Origin of the sequence: Nocardioides fonticola (assembly GCF_039536805.1) — a bacterium.
In the GTDB taxonomy this organism is placed as follows: Bacteria; Actinomycetota; Actinomycetes; order Propionibacteriales; family Nocardioidaceae; genus Nocardioides; species Nocardioides fonticola.
In genome coordinates, this window is record NZ_BAAAZH010000011.1 from 1 (window position 1) to 20,508 (window position 20,508).

The 20,508-nt window shown below is 74.0% G+C and carries 21 protein-coding genes; 13 read left to right on the forward strand and 8 right to left on the reverse strand.

Translation table 11 applies throughout. From position 1 onward, the window contains the following. Nucleotides 1–214: 214 nt before the first annotated feature. From ABD671_RS06725 to ABD671_RS06735, 3 genes are all read left to right on the forward strand, one after another. Entirely contained in the window at nt 215–2,557 is a 2,343-nt protein-coding gene (locus ABD671_RS06725) for a methyl-accepting chemotaxis protein (RefSeq protein ID WP_344732509.1), read from the forward strand. Nucleotides 2,558–2,653: 96 nt separating this feature from the next. Beyond that, nucleotides 2,654–4,612 carry a hypothetical protein gene (locus ABD671_RS06730; RefSeq protein ID WP_344732510.1) on the forward strand — a complete coding sequence of 653 codons (1,959 nt, stop codon included), beginning with the start codon at nt 2,654–2,656 and terminating at the stop codon, nt 4,610–4,612. Between the two features lie 168 nt (nt 4,613–4,780). Continuing rightward, the gene (locus ABD671_RS06735) at nt 4,781–5,416 is read left to right on the forward strand and encodes a dihydrofolate reductase family protein (protein ID WP_344732511.1); all 636 of its coding nucleotides are present in this window, start codon (nt 4,781–4,783) and stop codon (nt 5,414–5,416) included. 188 nt (nt 5,417–5,604) lie between these two features. Here ABD671_RS06735 and ABD671_RS06740 read toward each other — a convergent pair whose 3' ends face one another. After that, entirely contained in the window at nt 5,605–5,883 is a 279-nt protein-coding gene (locus tag ABD671_RS06740; protein WP_344732512.1) for a hypothetical protein, read from the reverse strand. A 111-nt stretch (nt 5,884–5,994) separates the two neighbouring features. Between ABD671_RS06740 and ABD671_RS06745 the strand changes: the two genes are divergently transcribed. The 3 genes from ABD671_RS06745 (at nt 5,995) to ABD671_RS06755 (ending at nt 8,033) form a co-directional block, all read left to right on the forward strand. Then, nucleotides 5,995–6,384, forward strand: coding sequence for a YchJ family protein (locus ABD671_RS06745; protein ID WP_344732513.1), 390 nt, complete (start codon nt 5,995–5,997; stop codon nt 6,382–6,384). Nucleotides 6,385–6,449: 65 nt separating this feature from the next. After that, the gene (locus tag ABD671_RS06750; RefSeq protein WP_344732514.1) at nt 6,450–7,136 is read left to right on the forward strand and encodes a FadR/GntR family transcriptional regulator; all 687 of its coding nucleotides are present in this window, start codon (nt 6,450–6,452) and stop codon (nt 7,134–7,136) included. Nucleotides 7,137–7,169: 33 nt separating this feature from the next. Then, complete coding sequence (locus ABD671_RS06755) at nt 7,170–8,033, forward strand: sterol desaturase family protein (RefSeq protein WP_344732515.1); 864 nt, start codon at nt 7,170–7,172, stop codon at nt 8,031–8,033. On the opposite strand, the gene ABD671_RS06760 is transcribed toward ABD671_RS06755, so the two are convergent. Further along, the gene (locus ABD671_RS06760; protein WP_344732516.1) at nt 7,970–8,599 is read right to left on the reverse strand and encodes a TetR-like C-terminal domain-containing protein; all 630 of its coding nucleotides are present in this window, start codon (nt 8,597–8,599) and stop codon (nt 7,970–7,972) included. The genes ABD671_RS06755 and ABD671_RS06760 overlap by 64 nt on opposite strands. Further along, complete coding sequence (locus ABD671_RS06765; protein ID WP_344732517.1) at nt 8,599–9,423, reverse strand: alpha/beta fold hydrolase; 825 nt, start codon at nt 9,421–9,423, stop codon at nt 8,599–8,601. The genes ABD671_RS06760 and ABD671_RS06765 overlap by 1 nt, the downstream gene beginning before the upstream one ends. Nucleotides 9,424–9,479: 56 nt before the next feature. Here ABD671_RS06765 and ABD671_RS06770 point away from each other — a divergent pair, with 56 nt between their 5' ends. From ABD671_RS06770 to ABD671_RS06780, 3 genes are all read left to right on the forward strand, one after another. Beyond that, entirely contained in the window at nt 9,480–10,163 is a 684-nt protein-coding gene (locus tag ABD671_RS06770; RefSeq protein WP_344732518.1) for a GNAT family N-acetyltransferase, read from the forward strand. Nucleotides 10,164–11,209: 1,046 nt separating this feature from the next. Continuing rightward, on the forward strand, nt 11,210–11,905 hold the full coding sequence (locus ABD671_RS06775; RefSeq protein ID WP_344732519.1) for a response regulator transcription factor: 696 nt from the start codon (nt 11,210–11,212) through the stop codon (nt 11,903–11,905). Between the two features lie 5 nt (nt 11,906–11,910). Continuing rightward, a complete protein-coding gene (locus ABD671_RS06780) occupies nt 11,911–13,413 on the forward strand; it encodes a sensor histidine kinase (protein WP_344732520.1) in 1,503 nt (500 codons plus the stop codon). Between the two features lie 30 nt (nt 13,414–13,443). On the opposite strand, the gene ABD671_RS06785 is transcribed toward ABD671_RS06780, so the two are convergent. From ABD671_RS06785 to ABD671_RS06800, 4 genes are all read right to left on the reverse strand, one after another. Then, entirely contained in the window at nt 13,444–13,584 is a 141-nt protein-coding gene (locus tag ABD671_RS06785) for a hypothetical protein (RefSeq protein ID WP_344732521.1), read from the reverse strand. 116 nt (nt 13,585–13,700) lie between these two features. After that, nucleotides 13,701–14,138, reverse strand: a complete 438-nt coding sequence (locus tag ABD671_RS06790) for an acyl-CoA thioesterase (protein ID WP_344732522.1) — start codon at nt 14,136–14,138, stop codon at nt 13,701–13,703. 18 nt (nt 14,139–14,156) lie between these two features. Next, a complete protein-coding gene (locus ABD671_RS06795; protein WP_344732524.1) occupies nt 14,157–14,741 on the reverse strand; it encodes an NADPH-dependent FMN reductase in 585 nt (194 codons plus the stop codon). Nucleotides 14,742–14,778: 37 nt separating this feature from the next. After that, the gene (locus ABD671_RS06800; protein WP_344732525.1) at nt 14,779–15,297 is read right to left on the reverse strand and encodes a hypothetical protein; all 519 of its coding nucleotides are present in this window, start codon (nt 15,295–15,297) and stop codon (nt 14,779–14,781) included. A 33-nt stretch (nt 15,298–15,330) separates the two neighbouring features. On the opposite strand from ABD671_RS06800, the gene ABD671_RS06805 reads away from it, so the two are divergent. The 3 genes from ABD671_RS06805 (at nt 15,331) to ABD671_RS06815 (ending at nt 18,135) form a co-directional block, all read left to right on the forward strand. Further along, entirely contained in the window at nt 15,331–15,885 is a 555-nt protein-coding gene (locus tag ABD671_RS06805) for a hypothetical protein (protein ID WP_344732527.1), read from the forward strand. A 134-nt stretch (nt 15,886–16,019) separates the two neighbouring features. Beyond that, the gene (locus ABD671_RS06810; protein WP_344732528.1) at nt 16,020–17,390 is read left to right on the forward strand and encodes a purple acid phosphatase family protein; all 1,371 of its coding nucleotides are present in this window, start codon (nt 16,020–16,022) and stop codon (nt 17,388–17,390) included. A 25-nt stretch (nt 17,391–17,415) separates the two neighbouring features. Further along, complete coding sequence (locus ABD671_RS06815; protein ID WP_344732529.1) at nt 17,416–18,135, forward strand: DUF429 domain-containing protein; 720 nt, start codon at nt 17,416–17,418, stop codon at nt 18,133–18,135. 62 nt (nt 18,136–18,197) lie between these two features. Here ABD671_RS06815 and ABD671_RS06820 read toward each other — a convergent pair whose 3' ends face one another. Further along, nucleotides 18,198–19,484, reverse strand: coding sequence for an MFS transporter (locus tag ABD671_RS06820; protein WP_344732530.1), 1,287 nt, complete (start codon nt 19,482–19,484; stop codon nt 18,198–18,200). Nucleotides 19,485–19,545: 61 nt separating this feature from the next. Here ABD671_RS06820 and ABD671_RS06825 point away from each other — a divergent pair, with 61 nt between their 5' ends. After that, on the forward strand, nt 19,546–20,421 hold the full coding sequence (locus ABD671_RS06825; RefSeq protein WP_344732531.1) for an LLM class flavin-dependent oxidoreductase: 876 nt from the start codon (nt 19,546–19,548) through the stop codon (nt 20,419–20,421). Nucleotides 20,422–20,508 lie beyond the last annotated feature (87 nt).

Below are 20,508 nucleotides of genomic sequence, written 5' to 3' on the forward strand. Positions count from 1 at the left end.
GACATCCTTCCAGCGAGGAGCGATCCTCACAGGTCAGGCGTCAACCAAACTCGGGGCAGTCCCCACCGCGACCACGTCGGTCGGCCCACCCCGCGGCCGTGCCTAGACCAGCGTCTCCGACTCCTCAGGGAGCGATCCGGCACGCCGATGGTCCCGGGACAAGTGTCCTGGACTGACGTCCCTGCGCGGGCCGGTCGTGACTTGGAGGAGTCCGATGAGAGCACCTGCCCTGCTGGCGCTCGTTGCACCCGGTGTCCCTGCCGTCCCCGCGTTGCGGCGGACGGCGGAGGTGGCATTGAGTCCGGCGGCGGCCGTCGTGCGACGGCTGCGCCTCACCCTGCGCCTGGTGGTGCTGGCCGCGGTGCTGCTGGTGCCGACCGTCGTGCTGGGCCAGGCGTTCGTGTCGACGTCGAACGGCCAGATCCACTTCGCGCAGGACGAGCAGGCCGGCGTCGAGGTGGTGCGACCCGCCCTCGTCGCCCTGGCCGCCGTCGCCGGCGGGGAGTCGGTCGACCTCGAGCCGCTGCGACGCGCCGTCGAGGCGCACCCCGACCTGGAGTTGGCCGATGCGTGGGAGTCGGTGAGCGAGAACTCCCTGGCCGACACGCCCGCGAGCCGGGCGCGGCTCGCGACGTCCCTCGCCGACCTCATCGGCGTCGCCGGCAACACCTCCTCCCTCATCCTCGACCCCGACCTCGACTCCTTCTTCACCATGGACGTGCTGGTCGTCCAGCTCCCCTCGGTGCTGACGACCGCCGCCCAGGCGGCCGTCGGGCCCGGCGAGGCCGCGGCGACCCAGGCCGTCGCCGCCCAGGCGCTGCTGGCCGGGGGACTCGCACGCGCCGGGGGTCTGGTCGCCTCCGACGTCGCGACCGCCCTCGACTCGACAGCGTCCACCGACCTGCGCCGCCAGCTGGCACCGCTGAACGACGTCGCCGACGCCGCTGCGGCGATGCAGGCCCAGCTCACCGGTTCGCTGGAGAGCCCGGCCGCCGCCGATCCGTCGAAGGTCGCCGCAGCCGCCGCCGCGGCGGTCGACCCGGCCGCCGACGCCCTCGACGACCTCCTGCAGACCCGCATCGACGGCTTCGTCGGCCGGCAGCGCCTGGTGATGCTCGTCAGCATCGTGTGCCTGCTGCTCGCCGCCGCCGTCACCCTCGCGGTGATCCGCCTGACCCGCGAGGACGCCGGCCGCACGATCACCGCGGTCGAGGCGCTGTCGCGCGGCGAGGTGACGGGACTCGACGTGCCCGACGGACGCGACGAGTTCGGCGACATCGGGCGCGCGATCACGATCGCGGCCAGCACCCTCCGCGAGGCCGAGGCGGCGGTGGCTCGCGCCCGGGCCGAACGGGAGGCCCAGGCGGCCGAGGCCCAGGCGCGCGCCGTGGAGGCCGCCGAGCGCGATCGCGCCGCCGCCCTCGAACGGGCCGAGACGGAACGACGGGCCGAGGCCGCCGAGGCCGCCCGCCGCGCCCAGGTCGCCCGCGACGAGGCCGAGCGCGAGCAGCGGGCCGCCGCCGAACGGCTCGATCGGGAACAGGCCGCCGCCGCCGAACGACTCGAGCAGGAGCGCCGCTTCGCCGAGCAGCGCGAGCAGGAGACACGGGAGCTGGCGGCCAAGGTCGAGGAGTTGCTGGGCGTCGTGTCGGCCGCCGTCGCCGGCGACCTCACCCGCGAGGTCACGATCGAGGGCCGGGACGCCGTCGGCCAGCTCGCCGCCGGGCTCAGCAGCCTGCTGGCCACCATGCGGGCCAACATCGGCGAGATCGGACGCACCGCCGACCTGCTCGGCACCGCCGCCGACGAGCTGACCTCACGCAGCCAGGGGATGGGCGCCAGCGCCGAGCAGACCTCGGCCCGCGCCGAGAACGCCTCCTCGGCCGGCGAACAGGTCACCGCCACCATCGGCGTCGTCGCCGACGGGGCCGAGCAGCTCTCGACCAGCATCCACGAGATCGCCCGACGCGCCGCCGCGGCCACCGACGTCGCCCAGCGGGCCGTGGCGGTCGCCGAGAACGCGACGTCCGTGGTCACCGGACTCGGCACCTCCAGTGCGGAGATCGGAGCGGTCGTGAAGGTCATCAGCACGATCGCCAGCCAGACCAACCTGCTCGCCCTCAACGCCACCATCGAGGCCTCGCGCGCCGGGGAGGCCGGCCAGGGCTTCGCGGTGGTGGCCAGCGAGGTGAAGGCGCTCGCCCGCGAGACCGCCACCTCCACCACCGAGATCGCCGGCCTGGTCGAGGCGATCCAGTCGGGCATCGGCGAGGCCGTCGGATCGATCGGCCAGATCACCGGGATCATCGCGGAGATCAACAGCATCCAGCAGGCGATCTCCGAGGCCGTCGAGGAGCAGACCGCCACCACCGCGGTCATGGCGCAGAACGTGGCCGAGATGGCTGCCGGCGCCGCCGAGATCACCCGCGACATCGCCGAGGTCGCGCAGGCCGCCGACTCCACCCGCCACGACGCCCAGGTCTCCCTGGAGGCCGCCACCGCTCTGTCGGGCACCTCGGAGGAGCTGCGCGTGCTGCTGGGCCAGTACCGCTACTGACGGCTCCACCGGTCCGGTCGCCCTTGACGTGGCTCGGCCAGGCGAGAAGCGTCGTCCTCGCGGGAGCGGGGGCTCCCCATCGCCGAGGAGGGGCCGATGAGCCGCTATCCGACCGAGCCGCCGCTCGAGTGCGACCTGGTGATGAAGGGCGGGGTCACCAGCGGCGTCCTCTACCCGACCGCCGTGTGCGAGCTCGCAACCACCTACCGCTTCCGCTCCGTCGGCGGCACGTCGGCCGGCGCGATCGCCGCTGCCGCGACCGCCGCCGCCGAGGTCGGCCGCGCCAGCGGCGGCTTCGAACGGCTCGCCGGGCTGCCGCACCGCCTCACCGAGCCGTGCGCCAACGGCCGCTCGACCCTCTTCAACCTCTTCCAGCCGGCCCGCGACCGCGGATCGGCCCGCCTCTTCGGCGTCCTCACCGCCGGCATGCGCACCCCGGCCGCGCCGCGTCGCGCGGCGGCCGCGGCCCTCGTGCGCGGGTACGCCGGGCGGATGGGGGTGGGCGTCCTTCCCGGCCTGGCGCTCCTCCTGCTCGGGGTGGTCGGCGGTGGGTGGGCCTCGGTGCTGGCCGGCGGGATCGGTGGCGTCGTCGTGGCGGCGATCGGGGTGCTCGCCGCCGCGGCCTCGGGCCTGTGGTCCGACCTCGGGCAGGTGCGCCGCTTCGGCCTGTGCGCCGGCATGCCGGGGACGCCGACCCGCGGGCGCGGTCCGGTCGGCGCACCCGCCCCACTCGCGCTGACGCCGTGGCTGCACCGCGAGCTGCAGACCCTGGCCGGCCTCGATCCGGACGGCGACCCCCTCACCTTCGGACACCTCCAGGACGCCGGCGTCGAGCTGCGGATGATGACCACCGACCTCACCCAGGGCCAGCCGGTGACGATGCCGTGGCTCAACCGGGAGTACTTCTTCGATCCGGCCGAGTTCGCCGAGCTCTTCCCGCCCGCCATCGTGGAGTGGATGGTCGACCACGCCCCGGCTGCCGACCCCTCGCCGGGCGAGGCGTTCGCGACCGCCGTCCGCCGGCTGCAGAACGCACCGCTGCTGCCCTGGCCCGACGCCCGCGACCTGCCGGTGCTGGTCGCGACGCGGATGTCGCTGAGCTTCCCCGGCCTGCTCCAGGCCGTCCCGTTGCACGCCACCAACTGGGCGCACCCCGACAACCGCGCCGCGAGCGCCGCCGTGGACGAATGGCGCCGCGAGCATGGCGACACCGATCCCGCCCGCGCGGCCGCCGAGGTGCCGCGTGCCCGCCGCCAGCGCACCTGGTTCTCCGACGGCGGCATCTGCGCCAACCTGCCGGTGCACCTCTTCGACTCCCCGCTGCCGGGCCGCCCGACCTTCGCCATCAACCTCGACCCCTTCGGCGACACGAGGCGACGCAGCGCCGACGAGGCCGAGAACTCCTACCTCCCGGCCGGCTCGGGCGGTGGACGCTTCCGACCCTGGCGGACCCTGGACGACGCGCGTCCCGCCGGGCTGCTCGGCTTCGGCGGCGCGATCCTCGACACCGCTCGCAACTGGGTCGACGAGCAGCAGCTGACGATGCCGGGCTACAGCGGCAGGGTCGTCACCATCTTCCAGGGGTCCGACGAGGGCGGCCTCAACCTCGACATGCCCCCGGAGGTCGTCGGTCACCTCGCCGCCCGGGGGGCCGGCGCGGGACGCCGTCTGCTCGACCGGTTCGCCGGCGCGGAGCCCGGCGTCCGCGACGCCGAGGGCTGGACGTTGCACCGCTGGACCCGACTGCGGCTCACCCTCGCCGGCTACCAGCAGTGGGTCGACCGGTTCGCCACGGCCTACAGCCGACCCGCCCCCGCAGCCGCACCCGATGACCGACCCGGCGACCGACCCGGCTACCCCGACCTCCTCGCGCTGCACCCCGACGACCTGCCCGGATATCGACCCAGCGCGACCCACCTCGCCGAGCTGGCCCGGCACGCGGCCGATCTCGCCGCGGACGCCGCCGGGTGGGACCCCGATGCCGCCGCCGATGCCGCACCGCGGCCACGCCCGGCTCTCCGGCTCACCCCGGAGATGGACGAGAGCCGGCGCTGAGGACGCTTCGGTGCATGTGTCTCGTGCCGATGTGACGACGGCCTCCGGGTCGTGCGGCCCGCATCGAGCCGCTCGCACCCCTCGCCCAAGGCAGCCGGGTCGTCGCCGGGCGATGATTCCCGTGTCGCCGGGCGGTCGTTCCGACGGACACCACGTGAGGAGGACCCCATGTCGCAGACGCGCGTACACAACTTCGCCCTCTCCCTCGACGGGTTCGCGACCGGCGAGCCGCAGTCGCTCGAGGCGCCCTTCGGACATGCAGGGCACCGGCTGCACGAGTGGTTCTTCGCCACTCGCCAGTTCAGCGCCGACGGTGCGCACGGCATCGACGATGCCTTCGCGCAGCGATGGGCGCCGGGTATCGGCGCGGAGATCATGGGGGCGAACAAGTTCGGTCCGCCGGGCTGGCAGGACGACCTGGGATGGCGGGGCTGGTGGGGCGAGCGGCCACCCTTCGGGACTCCGGTGTTCGTGCTCACGCACCGACCGCGGCCGCCGCTGGAGCTTGATGGCACGACCTTCCATTTCCTCAGCGCCAGCCCGGATGAGGTGCTCGCCGCCGCCCGGGACGCCGGCGGTGGGCTCGACGTCCGCATCGGCGGAGGACCGAGCGTGGTGCGCGACTTCCTGCTGGCCGATCTGATCGACCATCTCCACGTCGTCCAGGTACCCATCCTGCTCGGACGCGGCGTCCGGCTGTGGGATGGCCTCGAGGGTCTCGAGGAGCGGTTCGCCGTCGAGGCGACGACCTCGCCCAGCGGCGTCACGCACCTGGTGTTCAACCGCAAGGTCCACGGAGGCTGAGCCTGCATCCGCCGGTGCGCCGCGTAGCGAGCGGCACCAGGCGGGTGTCCTGGCAAGGCGCTGGCGCGGCGGCGGTCTGGTTGCACCATCGAGCGGCGGCAACGCAGCCAGGGCGCCCGGATGGTGTCGCGCAGTAGCGGGGAACCGGTGGATTCAGGCTGAGGCGCCCCTCGGGCCTGTGTCCGCGGTCAGCCGCGACCGCGCCGGCGGTCCTCCTCGGCGACCCGCAGGGCGGCGGCGTCCAAGCGGCGCCGGGTGACCAGGAGGTACCAGAGGTAGAACCGCGGACGGATCGTGATCGGCCCGGCCGGGCCGTAGAGCCAGTAGTCGACGTCGACGGCGGCGACGTTCCAGGCGCGCTGGTCGAGGCGGCGCATGTGCTCGACGGCGCGGAGGTGCGCGACGAACTCGATGACGGCCATGACCAGCATGATGCTGACCAGCACCCAGCCCACGGTCTCCTTCATGCCCACCTCCGACGGCAGTCCGATCATGATGGCGTGCCGGAGGCCGGCGGTGCGAGAGGTCCGTACCACCGACGCGCTCGGCGCCCGCCCACCCCCGGCTAGCCTCCCCGCGTGGAGCCGAACGACCAGTGCCCCTGCGGCACCGGGACGCCGTACGTCGCCTGTTGCGCGCCGCTGCACCGGGGGACGGCGCGGGCGGCGACGGCCGAGCAGTTGATGCGCTCGCGCTACGCCGCGTTCGCGCGCGGCGAGGCGGGTTACCTGTTCCGCACCTGGCATCCGCGCACGCGGCCCGACGAGGTCGAGCTCGACCCGCGGGTGAGCTGGGTGCGTCTCGAGATCACCGACACCCTCGCCGGGGGCGCCGAGGAGGAGACCGGCGAGGTCGCTTTCGCCGCGCACTGGCGCACCGCCGACGGCGGGAGCGGCGTCCTGGTCGAGCGCAGCCGCTTCGCCCGGCGTGCCGGTCACTGGCTCTACCTGGACGGCGAGGTGACCTGACCCGCCGGCCCTCACAACTGGTCCAACCAGTTGACAACTACACCAGCGCGGCCTAGCGTCCTCGCATGCCCATCGCCCCCGTCGTCCGCGCGGCCGTCAGCGAGGTCGTCTTCGCGGCGCTGACCGACGAGATCCTCAGCGGCCGGCTCGCCCCCGAGGAGCCGCTGCCCTCCGAGCGAGAGCTCGCCGAGGCCTTCGAGGTCAACCGGCACGCGATCCGCGAGGCGCTCAAGCGGTTGCAGCAGTCCGGGCTGGTGAGCATCAGCCAGGGCGGGCGCACCCGGGTGCTCGACTGGCGCGGGCACGCCGGCCTCGACACCCTCGTCGCCCTGGCCACCAGCGGCGCCGTCCCCTCGGCGAAGGTCGTGGCCGACCTCGTCGAGATGCGCGCCGCACTCGGCATCGACGCCGCCGTCCTCTGCGCGCGGCGGGCCAAGCCCGAGCAGCTCGCCGTCGTCGTCGAGGCCGCGCACGCCTACCCCGAGACGCCCGGCGCCACGGCCGACCTCACCGCCGTCGACCTGGTCTTCTGGACCGCCGTCGTCGACGGCGCCGACAACCTCGCCTACCGGTTGGGCCTCAACACCCTCGCCGAGGGCATCGCCGCGATCGGCCACGAGCACCTCGCCGGCCTGCTCGAGGAGTACGCCGACCGCGGCCGCCACCTCGCCCTCGCCGCGGCGATCGAGGCCCGCGACGAGGACGCCGCCCGCCGGCTCGCCGGCGACCTGCTGCTGCGCCACGGCGCCTGAACCCCCCACCCCTGCCAGACCCGAGGGAAGACGATGTTCGACCTGATCCGCACCGCGATCCCGGTGTTCGTGCTCCTGCTCGCCGTCGAGGCGGCGTCCTACTACCTGCTGCCCGAGGACGACGAGCTCGGCTACGACCGCCGCGACACCGCCACGAGCCTGTCGATGGGCATCGGCAACGTCATCGTCAACCTCGGCTGGAAGCTGGTCGTGCTGGCCACCTACGCCGGGCTGTTCCTGCTCGCGCCGTGGGAACTCCCGGCCGACAACCCGTGGACCTGGGTGGCGCTCTTCTTCCTCGACGACTTCGTCTACTACTGGTACCACCGCACCCACCACACGGTGCGGGTGCTGTGGGCGAGCCACGTCGTGCACCACTCCAGCGAGTACTTCAACCTCTCCACCGCGCTGCGCCAGCCGTGGACGCCGATGAGCTCGCTGCCGTACTGGATGCCCCTGGCGCTGCTGGGCTTCTCGCCGTGGATGATCCTGCTCCAGCAGTCGATCAGCCTCGTCTACCAGTTCTTCATCCACACCGAGCGCATCGACCGCATGTGGCGCCCGATCGAGCTGGTTTTCAACACGCCGTCGCACCATCGCGTGCACCACGGGTCGAACCAGCAGTACCTCGACCGCAACTACGCGGGCATCCTCATCGTCTGGGACCGGCTTTTCGGCACCTTCGAGGCCGAGGGCGAGCGGGTGCGCTACGGCCTGACCAAGAACGTCGACTCGTTCAACCCGGTGCGGGTCGCCTTCCACGAGTGGACGGCGATCTGGCGCGACGTCCGCTCGGCCCGCACCTGGCGCGAGCGGCTGGGCTACACCGTGGGTCACCCGGGATGGACGCCGTCCGCCCCCGCCGCCAGCCCGGCGGCGAACCGCTCGATGGCGTAGTCGAAGGAGTCGGCCACGCCGGTGGGCAGGCCGAAGCCGCCCTCGCGCTCGAGCAGCACGAAGCCGTGCAGCACCGCGCGCAGCGTGCGGATCGCGTGCACCACCTCGGGCGCCATCGGGGCGTCGGCTGCGTCGGCTGCGTCGGCTGGATCGTCGGACGCCGTGCCCACCAGGGGTGCGATCACCCGAGCCACCACGTCGACCACGGCCGCGCTGGCGGCCTCGTCGTCGAGATCGCCCGGCGCCGGTGCCCGCGTCGTCACCGCGTAGCGACCGGGATGGGCGATCGCCCAGTCACGGTAGGCGCGGGCCAGCGCGCGCAGCGCGTCGGCTCCGCTGCGCCCGATCGCCGCCCGGGCGAGCACCTCGCCGAGCTCCCGCTTGGCGGTGACGGCGATGCCCCGGTGCACGGCCGGCAACCCGGCCAGGTGCTTGTAGAGCGAGGGCTGGCGCACCCCGAGCCGCTCGGCCAGCGCGGTCAGCGTGAGCGCCTCGAGCCCGACCTCGTCGGCGAGATCGGCCGCAGCGGCGACGACGCCGTCGGGGGTGAGACCCGCGCGCGGCATCAGGCGGCCGCCGTGACGCGGTCGAGCAGGGCGAGCACCGCGGGGGCGACGACCTCGGGACGCTGGGTGTGCGGATAGTGGCCGGCCTCCTCGACGAGCAGCACCTCCCCGCCGGTGCGTTCGGCGATCCAGGCCGCCTCGGCGGCCGGGTCGGGGAAGTCGGGGTCGGCCGCGCCCATCACGACCAGGGTCGGCGCGGCGACGCGATCGACGACCGCCTCCGCCGGGGCGTGCGTCGTCCGGGTGGTGCGGGCGAACGCGCGCCGGTGGCCGGGACGTCGCAGCGCGGCGACCACCCGGTCGAGCTCCTCGGCGAAGTCGTCGGGACGGCGTCCGGCGAAGAGGCTGGGCAGGTAGGCGCGCCAGGCGGGCACGATCCACGCGGGCTGCATGAGCAGGCGGAACATCAGCCTCATGCCGGCGCCGATCTCGCCATCGCGCACGAAGGGCCCCGAGAGCACCAGGCCCGCGATCAGGTCGGGTCGCTCGGCGGCGGCGATCACGGCAGCGCCCGCCGCCATGGAGTTGCCCAGCACGACGACCCGCTCGCCGTCGAGGCGCAGCGCCTCGGCCAGCGCGACGATGTCGCCGGCGGTGGCCTCGTCGCCGTAGGCGGAGAAGGAGGTGTCGCTCTCGCCGTGCCCGCGCAGGTCGGCGGTCGCCACCCGGTAGCCGGCGGCGGTGAGCAGCGGGACGAGGTGGCGGTAGGTGGAGCGCAGGTCGCCCATGCCGGGCACGGCGAGGAGGAGTCCGCGGGCGGGGCCGGCGGGCACGTGGACGTCGTAGGCCAGGCGGCCCTCGGGAAGGTCCAGGTGGGAGGTCATGCGGCTAACATACATAGCCGGATAGCTATAAGCAATAGCCACGTAGGGTGGAGGTCATGAGCGCGCATCCGGTCGGTCCGATCGTCGCGGGGTGGACCCCGCGTCCGATGCCGCAGCGGGTGGCGCACGACGGCCGCTGGGTGCGCGCCGTCCCGATCGCCGAGGAGCATGCCGCCGACCTCGCCGAGCTCTGCCTCGACGAGGACCTGTGGACCTACCGACCTGCGGTGCGGCCCCGCGATGTCGAGGAGGTGCGCACCGAGCTGATCGCGCCGCTCGCCCAGCGCACCGACGCCGTCGTGTTCGCCTTCGTGCCGACCACCGGCCCCACCGCCGGCCGGGCCAGCGGGCTGGCCTCCCTGTTCCCGATCGTGCCCGGCAACGGCGTCGCCGAGATCAGCGGCGTCCTGTGGTCGAAGCCGATGCAGCGCACGGCGGCGTCCACCGAGGCCGTGCACCTGCTCCTCGGCCACCTTCTCGACGACCTGGGCTACCGCCGCGTGGAGTGGAAGTGCGACAGCCTCAACGAGCCGTCACGCCGAGCGGCGCTGCGGCTCGGCTTCACCGAGGAGGGCCGCTTCCGCCAGCACATGGTCACCCACGGGCGGTCCCGCGACACCGACTGGTTCTCCATCATCGACACCGAGTGGCCCGCGCTGCGCGAGCGCCATCGCCGCTGGCTCGACCCGGCCAACCACGACGCGGACGGCGTCCAGCGCCGCCGGCTGGCCGACTGTTGAGGCCCGAGCGGCCCGTATCCGACGGGTGCGCGCGCTCGGCGTGAAGCGCAGCCTCAGGCCGGGCAGATGGCGCAGCCGGAACACGCCCCACCCGATCGCGCCGCCGGTCGAGCCGACCGTGCACACGACGCCGAGACAGCCCTGGGCGACCACCGCGGTCGCGGTGGGCAACTGCATGAACACCGCCCCGAGGCCCGCGCACACGAGGTGCACGACGCCCCAGATCACCGCGACCTCGCCGAAGATGCGGCGCACGCGGGTGTCGGCGACGAACTCCTCGGGCAGCCGGACGACGTCCCCGGTCAGGCGCAGGGTGACGGGGTGCCCGACGACGCCGGAGATCAGGAAGAAGAGCCCGGCCAGCGCCGCCACGATGATCGGCTGCCAGAGGTAGACCGTCATCGAGGCGGCGAGCCAGGCCGGCACGACCCGCAGGGTGAACAGGCCGCTGCTGAGCCAGACGGCCGTGGGCACGGTGATGCCGAGCAGCAGCCGCAGCGCCGGGAGGCCCCAGCGCCACGCGAGCACGAAGGCGAAGCCGGTCGTCGGCCCGGCCAGTGTCAGGCCGAGCAGCAGCAGGAGCATGGGCACGATCACGGTCTCGGCCACGAGCAATCCACCCCGACGCAGGGCGCCGCCCAGGGTGCCGAGCTCGACGACGCGCTCCCGGGCGCGCGGCACGAGCGGGACGAGGGAGGACATGGGATACCCATCGGTCGGCAGGGCGACGACCCAAGGTGGCGGACGGCGAGCGCGCCCACCCGACGGCCTCTGGTCCAGACCGCCCGGATCGGTCGGCTCGAATCTCTCATGTCGGCCGACCCCCGGCCGAGGGGTGAAGGTCTCGACCTCGATGGTCCGAGTGGGCCATCCCATCGTGACCCTCGACCGTGGTCCCGGGGCCCGCCGCTCGCTGAGACTCTTCTCAGGCGCGGGACATCCGACCTGCCGATGCGCTGGGATCGGAGCCGTCGCCGTTCGGGGGAGGACACCGGGGTCGCGACGCGGCAGATTCCGGCGTAGTGGAAGGGCGTGGAGGGACCACCGTGCGGATCCTGCTGGTCGAGGACGAGCCCAAGCTCGCCCGCCTCCTGCGGACCGGCCTCGAGCGCGCCGACCTCGAGGTCGACCTCGCGACCGACGGCGCGCAGGCGCTCGAGCGCGCCTCGACGGCGTCCTACGACTGCCTCGTGCTCGACCTCAACCTGCCCGTGCTCGACGGGTACGCCGTCAGTGCGGCGCTGCGGCAGCAACGGGTGCACACCCCGCTGATCATGCTCACCGCCCGGGACGCGGTGGAGGACCGGGTGCGGGGGTTGGAGTCCGGGGCCGACGACTACCTGGTCAAGCCGGTCGACCTCGACGAGCTCGTGGCGCGCGTGCGGGCCCAGATCCGCCGGGCCGGCCGCTACACCGAGCGGAACGAGCGCGACCAGCGGGACGTCGTCGACCGTGAGGGCCTCCTGTTCGACCCCGTCGAACGCACCCTCGAGGTCGACGGGCGACGTGTGGAACTGAGCCGCACCGAGTTCGCCCTGCTGCGCTACCTGGTCGAGCGGGAGGGCCGGGTCTGCGGGCGCGCCGAGCTGCTGGCGGCCATCTGGGGTCGCGGTCCGGATGCCTCGGCGAGCATCCTGGAGGTCTACGTCGGCTACCTGCGCACCAAGCTCGCCGCCATCGGGGAGCCGCTCTCGATCACGACGGTCAGGGGCCTGGGGTACCTCGCCGAACGACGGAGGTGACCCGCATGCTCGTCCCGTTCCGCCGCTGGCGGCTGTGGACACGCCTGGTGGTGCTGGAGGCGGTGATCGCCTTCCTCATGCTGGTCGCCGTCGGCTCGCTCGTGCTCGTGGCGCAGCGCCAGGACCGGATCGACGTGCAGGCGGAGTCGCTCGAGATCACCGCGCGCGTCATCTCCCAGCAGATCGCCCGGGACCCCGCTGTGCTGGGTCCGGTCTTCGCCGACCCGCCGGTCGAGGGCGAGGCGCAGGACGACGAGGTGATCGGGGCGATCATCCGCACCGACGGCATGGTCGTCGGCGTCGTCGGCCTGCCCGGGTGGCGGGCGCCGGACCGCCTCGTCCCCGCAGCCGCGCTCGCCGACGCGCGCACGCAGGGGGAATGGCACGAGGTCATCGAGCTCCCCGGCGCCGGCGGACGCTACGTCGCCGTCGTCGTCCCGGTGCCGTCGGCCGACGGCGGCTTCGTGCTGCTGGCGCGGAGCACCGCGACCTTGGACGGCGCGCTGCGTCGCCTCACGATCGTCACGCTGTTCGGCGGGGTCGTCGCGCTGGCGGTCGCGGTGGGAGGCGGGGCGTGGATGACCCGGCGGGCGCTCGCGGCGGTCGGCGCCATGACGAGCCGGGCCGCCGTCGTCGATCCCGACGGGGAGCACGACCCGATCCCCGTGCCCGCAACCGCCGATGAGCTGGCCGAGCTCGCACGCACCCTCAACGGCATGGTCGGACGCCTCCAGGAGGCCACCCGGCGCGAGCGCCGCTTCACCGCCGACGTCTCCCACGAGCTGCGCACGCCCCTCGGCGTCGCGGCCCTCGAGATCGACGTCGCGTTGAAGGACCCGACCCTGCCGCCGACCGTGCGTCCGGTGCTCGTCTCGTTGCAGGCCGAGGTCGCCGGCATCACCGACCTCGTCAACGATCTGCTGCTGCTCGCCCGGTTCGAGGCGGGGTCGCCGACCGGGCCCGCACGTTCGCCCAGCGACCTGCGTGAGGTCTGTGCGGGGGCGATCGCGCGGGCCCGGGCCCAGGCCGCCGACCGCGGGGTCACGCTGCGGCTGAGCGGTCCGAGCCTCACCGCCCGCATTGACGCGCTGTTGGTGCGGCAGGCGGTGGGCAACCTCCTCCAGAACGCCATCGGACACAGTCCCGAGGGCGCGGTGGTGGAGGTGCGCATCGGCGGCGTCGCCTCGGCGGCGGGGCCGATGGCGCGCATCGAGGTGATCGATCAGGGACCCGGTGTCGGCGCCGACGCGGAGCGGATCTTCGACCGGCACTGGACGAGCGGGGCCGAGGGTGACCCGCACCGGGCCCGGATCGGGCTCGGCCTCGAGATCACCCGCCGGATCGCCGAGGCCCACGGCGGCACGATCGCGGTGCGCCCGGGCGAGCCGATCGGATCGATCTTCACGGTGGACCTTCCGCGCGGCGAGCACGACGGCCCAGACGGGCCGGACGCCCCGGGCGACCCGGCCACCCCGGACGACCCGGACGACCCGGACGCCGCGGGCTGAAGCCGCCGCGGCCGGTGCCCCGGCGTCGGCTCACGAGGCTCCCAGGCTCCAGCGCATGACGGCCGCGGCGCCCGCCGTCCCCGTGGTGGCCCACAGCAGCAGGCGTGCGCCGCCGGGGACGACGGGGGCGGGGGGACGCAGCGGACGGCGGGAGACGGTGCGATGCGGCATGTCCCCAGCAGACGCCGTCCTGCCGGGTCGGGCCAGAGATCTTCACGGGATCCTGACGCCTCCGCGCGCGATCCTGACGGAGCCCGGACCCGGGCTCGCCCAGCCCCGCCCGGGCCTCACACCGCGCGCAGCTCGATCGGGTCGTCGAGGTGGCCCTCCAGCGCGGCCCGGACGTCGTCGGCGATCGGCCAGGCGGCACCGGCGGCGTGGTCCCACAGCACCATCGCGGTCTGGGCCACGAGCGCGGGTGCGTGGTCGGGGGCCACCCGCAGCTCGGTGGAGACGCTGAAGGAGGAGCGGCCGATCCGCGAGATCCACAGCCGCAGGTGGAAGGGCTGGAACGGCACGAACCGCATCTCGGCGTGGTAGTCGACGCGCTGGGCGCCCATCAGCTCGGCGACGCCGTCCGGCACCGCGGCGAGCACGGCGTCGGGCGCGAAGCGCAGGAAGAGGATGCGGGCCTCGTCGATGATCCGGATCGCCTCGACGTTGTCGACGTGTCCCCCGAGGTTGATGTCGCGGAAGCGGGGGTGGATCTCGCAGTCGAAGGCCATGCGCCGGAGTCTGGTGCCTCAGGCGCCGGCGGCGGCCGCCCGTCCGGGACGCAGGACGCCGTCGAGGCGGACCAGCTCGCCGAGCATCGCCACGGCGGAGGCCGTCGCCTCCTCGGTGGGGTGGTAGACGCCCTCGGCGTCGACGGCCGCCATCGCGAACGGCAGCGAGACGGCCTCGACGGCCGGCACCATGCGCAGCGAGGTGAGCACCGGCTTGAGGGCGGCGGCCGAGCGCAGCCCGGCGGAGACGCCGCCGTAGGAGGCGAGGCCGGCGGGCTTGTCGCCCCACTCGGCGAAGAGGTAGTCCAGCGCGTTCTTCAACGTCGCCGGGAAGGAGTGGTTGTACTCCGGGGTGACGAACACGTAGGCGTCGCCGCGGGCGATCGTCGCGCTCCAGGCGCGGGTGTGGTCGTGGGTGTAGGAGCGCAGGCGCGGGTGGTTGGGCTCGTCCATCAACGGCAGCCCGACCTCGGCCAGATCGATCAGCTCGACGTCGAAGACGTCCTGCTCGCGGGCGACCTGCTCGAGCCACCGGGCGATCGCGATGCCCTTGCGACCCGGACGCGTGCTGGCGGCGATGATCTGCAGGACGGGGCGCGACATGGATGCTCCTCGGTCGTTGACGGTTGAACCACCGGCCTCAAGGCCGCACGCGCTCGATCTGTTCCCGCTCGGCCAGCGCCTTCCAGGTGAGCAGCTGCTTGCGCGCCATCACCAGGTCGCCGACGGCGACCGCGGGGGCCAGGGCCCGCCAGCGCGGCATGACGATCTTCAGCAGGAGCCGGCTGCGTGCCGGTGCGACCGCCTCGACCCGGTAGCTCATGACGGCGCCGAGGATCCGGCCGGTGAGCTCGCGGCCCGGATCGACCTCGAGCACCTCCCCGACGGGTCGTCCCGCACAGCGGGTGAACGGCTCGCCGGGCACGGGCTCGGGCAGGCCCAGGGGACGGCGCGGCGAGCGGCGTCCGAGGTTGTCGATCCAGTCGTAGGAGTACGGCGCCTGGCGGATCTGGCCGACCCAGCGCCACACCACCGCGGCGTCGGCCGCGACGTCGACGCCCCGCCACGCGGCGAGGGCCGGGTGCTCGGGCACGTGCCGGTCGCACGCGAACGGCACCGCCGTCTCGTCGTCGGTCACTCCCCAGCGGTCGGCGATCACCCCTCCAGCGTGCCCGGGCGACACAATGGAGGCATGCGCTTCACCGAGCACGAGATGACCACCGCGCTGCACGGCTTCGTCAAGGCCGGTCTCCACCACGACCCCGACCAGGCCGAGGAGATCTGGCGCACGATGCCGAAGTTCCCGCGGTTCGAGCGCATCTCGATGGTCGGCGAGGTGATCCTCCCGGTGTTCGGGCTGCTGCCCGACATCGCCGTCGCGACCGGCGAGCAGCCGACCTTCACCGACGAGCAGGTGGCCGCCGCGCTCGCCCCGTGGCTCGAGGAGCGCTTCCGCGCCCAGTCGATCGCCCACGCGGAGGCGGAGGGCACCGCCCTCGAGGACGCCGAGGCCGAGTTCACCGCCTGGTGGGCCGAGGCGCAGGCCGAGGTGGTGGCCGAGCACGTGGAGTTCGTCCAGGGCGTGCTGCTGCATCTGCCGGTGCGCACCGAGGACGCCCAGCCGGCCGATGCCGCGCCGTCCGCCGCGCCGCCCGCCGCGCCCGCCGAGGGCGCCGGGGACCCGGTCGGGTCTGACGACGATCTGCCCGACCTGCCGCCCGATTTCGTGGTCCCCGACCACCTCTGAGCCCGCGATACCCCACGCGATACCCGGGGGGTGATCGGCCCGTCGTCGGACTGCGCCGAGGCGTCTCCCGCCGGTCCGCACCGGATCCCGCGAGGTTCACCCGCGGTTCGGTCGCGCGTGCCACCCTGATCGCCATGACGCTTCCCCGTCCCTCGCGCCGCGGCCTGCTCGCTGGCTCCGTCGCCGGCGTCGCCGGCGCCACCTCCCCGCTGCTGTGGGTGCCGCCCGCGGACGCCGCGGTGCGCCCGGCCGGCGTCCACCTCACCTACGGCGCCGACGCCAAGCGCCGCATGGCGGTGTCGTGGTCGACGCCGTCCTCGGTCAAGCGGCCGCGCCTCGAACTGGCCCGCGGCAACGACTGGGGTGCGGTGCATCAGGCCGACTCCCGCCCCTCCAAGGACGTCGGCACGGTCTACCACCACGTCGACCTCACCGGCCTCGAGCCCGACACCGAGTACCGCTACCGCATCACCCACGGCGGCGGGACGCCGTACGTCGGCAGTTTCCGCACCGCGCCGGCGCGGCCACGGCCCTTCCGCTTCACCACCTTCGGCGACATGGGCGTCAACGCCGCGGCCGCGCAGCACGTGGCGCTGATCCGCTCGCAGAAGCCCGAGCTCGCCTTCGTCGTCGGCGATCTCTGCTACGCCGACTCCAGCGGCGGCACCGGGCTCGGCGGCCCCAACACCCAGGACTTCGCGGTGTGGGACCAGTGGCTCGACCAGATCCGGCCCAGCGCGGCGTCCGTGCCGTGGATGACGACGGTCGGCAACCACGAGATGGAGGCCGGCAACGGCGACCTCGGCTACAACGGCTACCTCGACCGGTTCACGCTGCCGGGCAACGGGGTGCACGACGGGCCGGTCACCTACTCCTTCACCCACGGCAACGTCGGCTTCGTGGCCCTCGACGGCAACGACGCCTCCTTCGAGATCGACCGCAACCAGGGCTACCTCGGCAACGCCCAGGACGCCTGGCTCACCGGTCGGCTGGCGGCACTGCGGGCCCGCGACGACATCGACTTCCTCGTCGTGGGCTTCCACAACTGCATGTACTGCACCAACCTCGTGCACGGCTCGGACGGTGGCAACCGCTCGCGCTGGGAGCCGATCTTCGACCGCTTCGGCGTCGACCTCGTCGTCAACGGCCACAACCACTGCTACGAGCGCACCCACCCGATGCGCGACGGCGTCCCGGTGACCGAGGCGCCGTCCGGCTCGACGATCGACTCCGCGGCCGGCACCACCTACATGACCGCCGGCGGCGCCGGTCAGGCCGAGTATCCGACCGGCGGGCTGCCGCTGTCGTACGTGACCATCGAGGGGGGTATCCGGGTGCCCGAGGCCACCACCTGGTCGGCGATCACCGCCGAGCAGCACTCGATCGCCTTCCTCGACGTCACGCCGCGCAACCGGCGCGGCACGGCGACGATGAAGCTGCGCACCCTGGCCACCGACGGCACTGTCCTCGACACCCTCACCTTCAAGCGCACCCGCACCGTCTGACCGGTCGCGGGCTAGCGTCGCAGCCGTGCGGTACGTCGGGATCGACCTGGCCTGGGGGGAGCGCAGCCCCACGGGCGTGGCGGTGCTCGACGCCGACGGCGCGCTGCTGCGGGTCGGCGCCGCGCGCTCCGACGACGACGTCGTGGCGCTCGTCGGCGACGCGGCGCCCGACTGCGTGGCCGGCATCGACGCCCCGCTGGTGGTGGTGAACCCCACCGGGTCGCGTCCGGCCGAGCAGGCGCTGGGGCGCGACTTCCGCCGCTTCCAGGCCGGCTGCCATCCCTCGAACACCGGGAAGCCGGAGTTCGCCCACGGCACCCGCGGCGCCCGGATCGCCGACCGGCTCGGCCTCCCGATCGACCCCTTCGGCACCGGCCCGCGGGCCCTCGAGGTCTACCCGCACGCCGCCACGGTCGCGCTCTTCGACCTGCCGCGCATCCTGCGCTACAAGAACAAGCCGGGCCGCGACCTCGCCCTCCTGCGCGCCGAGCTGCTGCGGCTGATGCTGCTGATCGCCGAGGTCGTCGACGTGGCCTCCTGCCCGGCCTGGCGCGACCTGCTCGACCGCGCGACCGGGGCCACCACCAAGGCCGAGCTGCGGCGCGTGGAGGACCCCGTCGACGCCGTCCTCTGTGCTCACGTGGCCCGCCTGGCCCACCTCGACCCCGACGCCGTCGTCCACTACGGGGAGGTCGCCACCGGCGTGATCACGACCCCGGGGCTGCCGGCGTCCCGCAGCTTGTAACGCGGGGTTACGCACGACTACCCGACCCTTACAAGGGGTGCCTAGTGCTGTGTAACCCCGCGTTACAAGCCGGCGCGCGCGGACGCCGTCAGCCGGTACCGCACGAACGACGGCACGGCGATCGCCGCGATCACGGTGCCCACGACCACCAGGACGCCGCCACCCGCCGCCGCGGCCGCCGCGCCGACACCGGTGGCCGCCGCGCCGTGGGCGACGTCGCTGATGCGCGGTCCGCCGGCGACGACGACGATGAAGACGCCCTGGAGCCGGCCGCGCACGGCGTCGGCCGCCGCTGATTGCAGCATCGAGGTGCGGAAGGCCGCCGAGGCCATGTCGGCCGCACCGCCGACGACGAGCATGCCGATGGCGATCGCGAGCATGAGGTCGTGGGCCCGGTCGGCGAACGCGACCGCGACGCCGAAGCCGATCATCGCCGCGCCCCACAGCAGGATGCACACGATGACGGCCAGTCCCTGGCGCTCGACGCGGGAGACCCAGCCGCTGAAGACCCCGCCGATCACCGCGCCCGCCGGGATCGCCGCGAACAGCAGCGCGAAGACCAGGCCGCCGTCGGAGGGGCCGCCGAAGTCGAGGTGGGCGATCTCGGGGAAGAGCGCGCGCGGCATGCCGAAGACCATGGCGATGATGTCGACGACGAACGACATCAGCAGCACCGGCTGGGTGCGCAGGTAGGAGAGGCCCTCGACGACCGAGCGCAGGCCGGGCGCGGCGGCGTCCGCGAGCCGTTCGATGGGCAGCGGAGGCAGGCGGACGACGGCGCTCAGCGTCGCGAACAGCGTGATCGTGTCGATGAGGTAGAGCCAGGAGAACCCGAGCACCGGGATCAGCGCGCCGGCCACGAGCGGCCCGGCGATGCCGCCGGCCTGCATGACCGTCATCGACAGCGAGTTGGCGGCCGGGAGGAGTTCGGCGTCCAACAGCCGCGGGAGCACCGCCGAGCGGGTCGGCTGGTTGACGGCGAAGAACGCCTGCTGCACCGCGAAGAGCCCGAGCAGCACCCACACGTTGCCCAGTCCGACTGCGGCCTGGGCCCAGAAGCAGCCGCTGGTGACGATGAGGCCGAGGGTCGTGCAGACCAGCAGCAGGCGGCGGTCGACGTGGTCGGCCAGCGCGCCGCCGTAGAGGCCGAAGACCACGAGCGGCACGAGCCCGAAGAGCCCGGTCAGGCCGACATAGGCCGACGAGCCGGTCTCGGCGTAGATCTGGGCCGGGACGGCGACCACGGTGAGCTGGGCGCCGATGACGGTGATGATGTTCGCCAGCCACAGCCGCCGGAAGTGCGGGTTGCGGAGGGGCCGGGTGTCGGCGACGAGTCCGCGGATTCCCACGCAGGCGAACCTACGTCGTCGCCCGCGGGGCCTCGGAATCCTCGCCGCCTAGGGTGAGGGCATGCGCTTCGGGATCACGCTGCTCACCGATCTGCCCTGGCGTGAGGCCGCGCCCCGCTGGCGCGCCGCCGAGGAGCTCGGCTTCGACCACGCCTGGACCTACGACCACCTCGTGTGGAGCGGCCTGGCCGGCGCCCCGTGGCGCGGCGCCACCCCGGTGCTCGCCGCCGCCGCCGGCGTCACCTCCACGATCGGGCTCGGCACCCTGGTCGCCGCCCCGAACTTCCGCCACCCCTACCAGCTCTTCCGCGACGCCCAGGCGCTCGACGACGTCGCCGACGGTCGCTTCGTGCTCGGCGTCGGGGCCGGCGGCGACACCGACTCCGGCGTGCTCGGCACGACGCTCTCGCGGCGCGAGCGCTCCGACCGGTTCGAGGAGTTCCTGCGGGCGCTCGTCGCCCTGCGCGGTGGCGACCACGTCGACCTCGACGGCGTCCACTTCAAGGCCGTCGACGCGCGCACCGCGCCGGGCCTCGACCGCACGCCGCTGCTGGTGGCCGCCAACGGACCGCGGGCGATCCGGCTGGCCGTCGAGCTCGGCGACGCCTGGGTGACCACCGGCCCGTGGGGTGTGCCGACGCAGGAGTGGCTGCGGGCGGTCGGTGACGCCGCCGCCCAGCTGGACGACGCCCTGGCCGCGGCCGGGCGGGCCTCGATCGAGCGCCACCTGCTGCTCGACGCCGTCCCGAGCCCGGGCCTGCCGCAGGGTCGCACCGCCCTCGTCAGCGCGGCCGCGTTCGAGGATCTCGTCGGTCGCGCCGCCGAGCTGGGGTTCACCGATGTCACCTGCCACTGGCCCCGGCCGGACGAGCCTTACGCAGCCTCGGAGGCGGTGCTGGAGCAGGTCGCGGCCGACGTCCTGCCGCGCTGGCGCTGAGCGTCGCCTGGCCCGCGGGTCCCGCCGGGCCGGGCGCCGTCGGCTTGTAACGCGGGGTTACGCACCACTGGTGCGCCCTTACAAGGG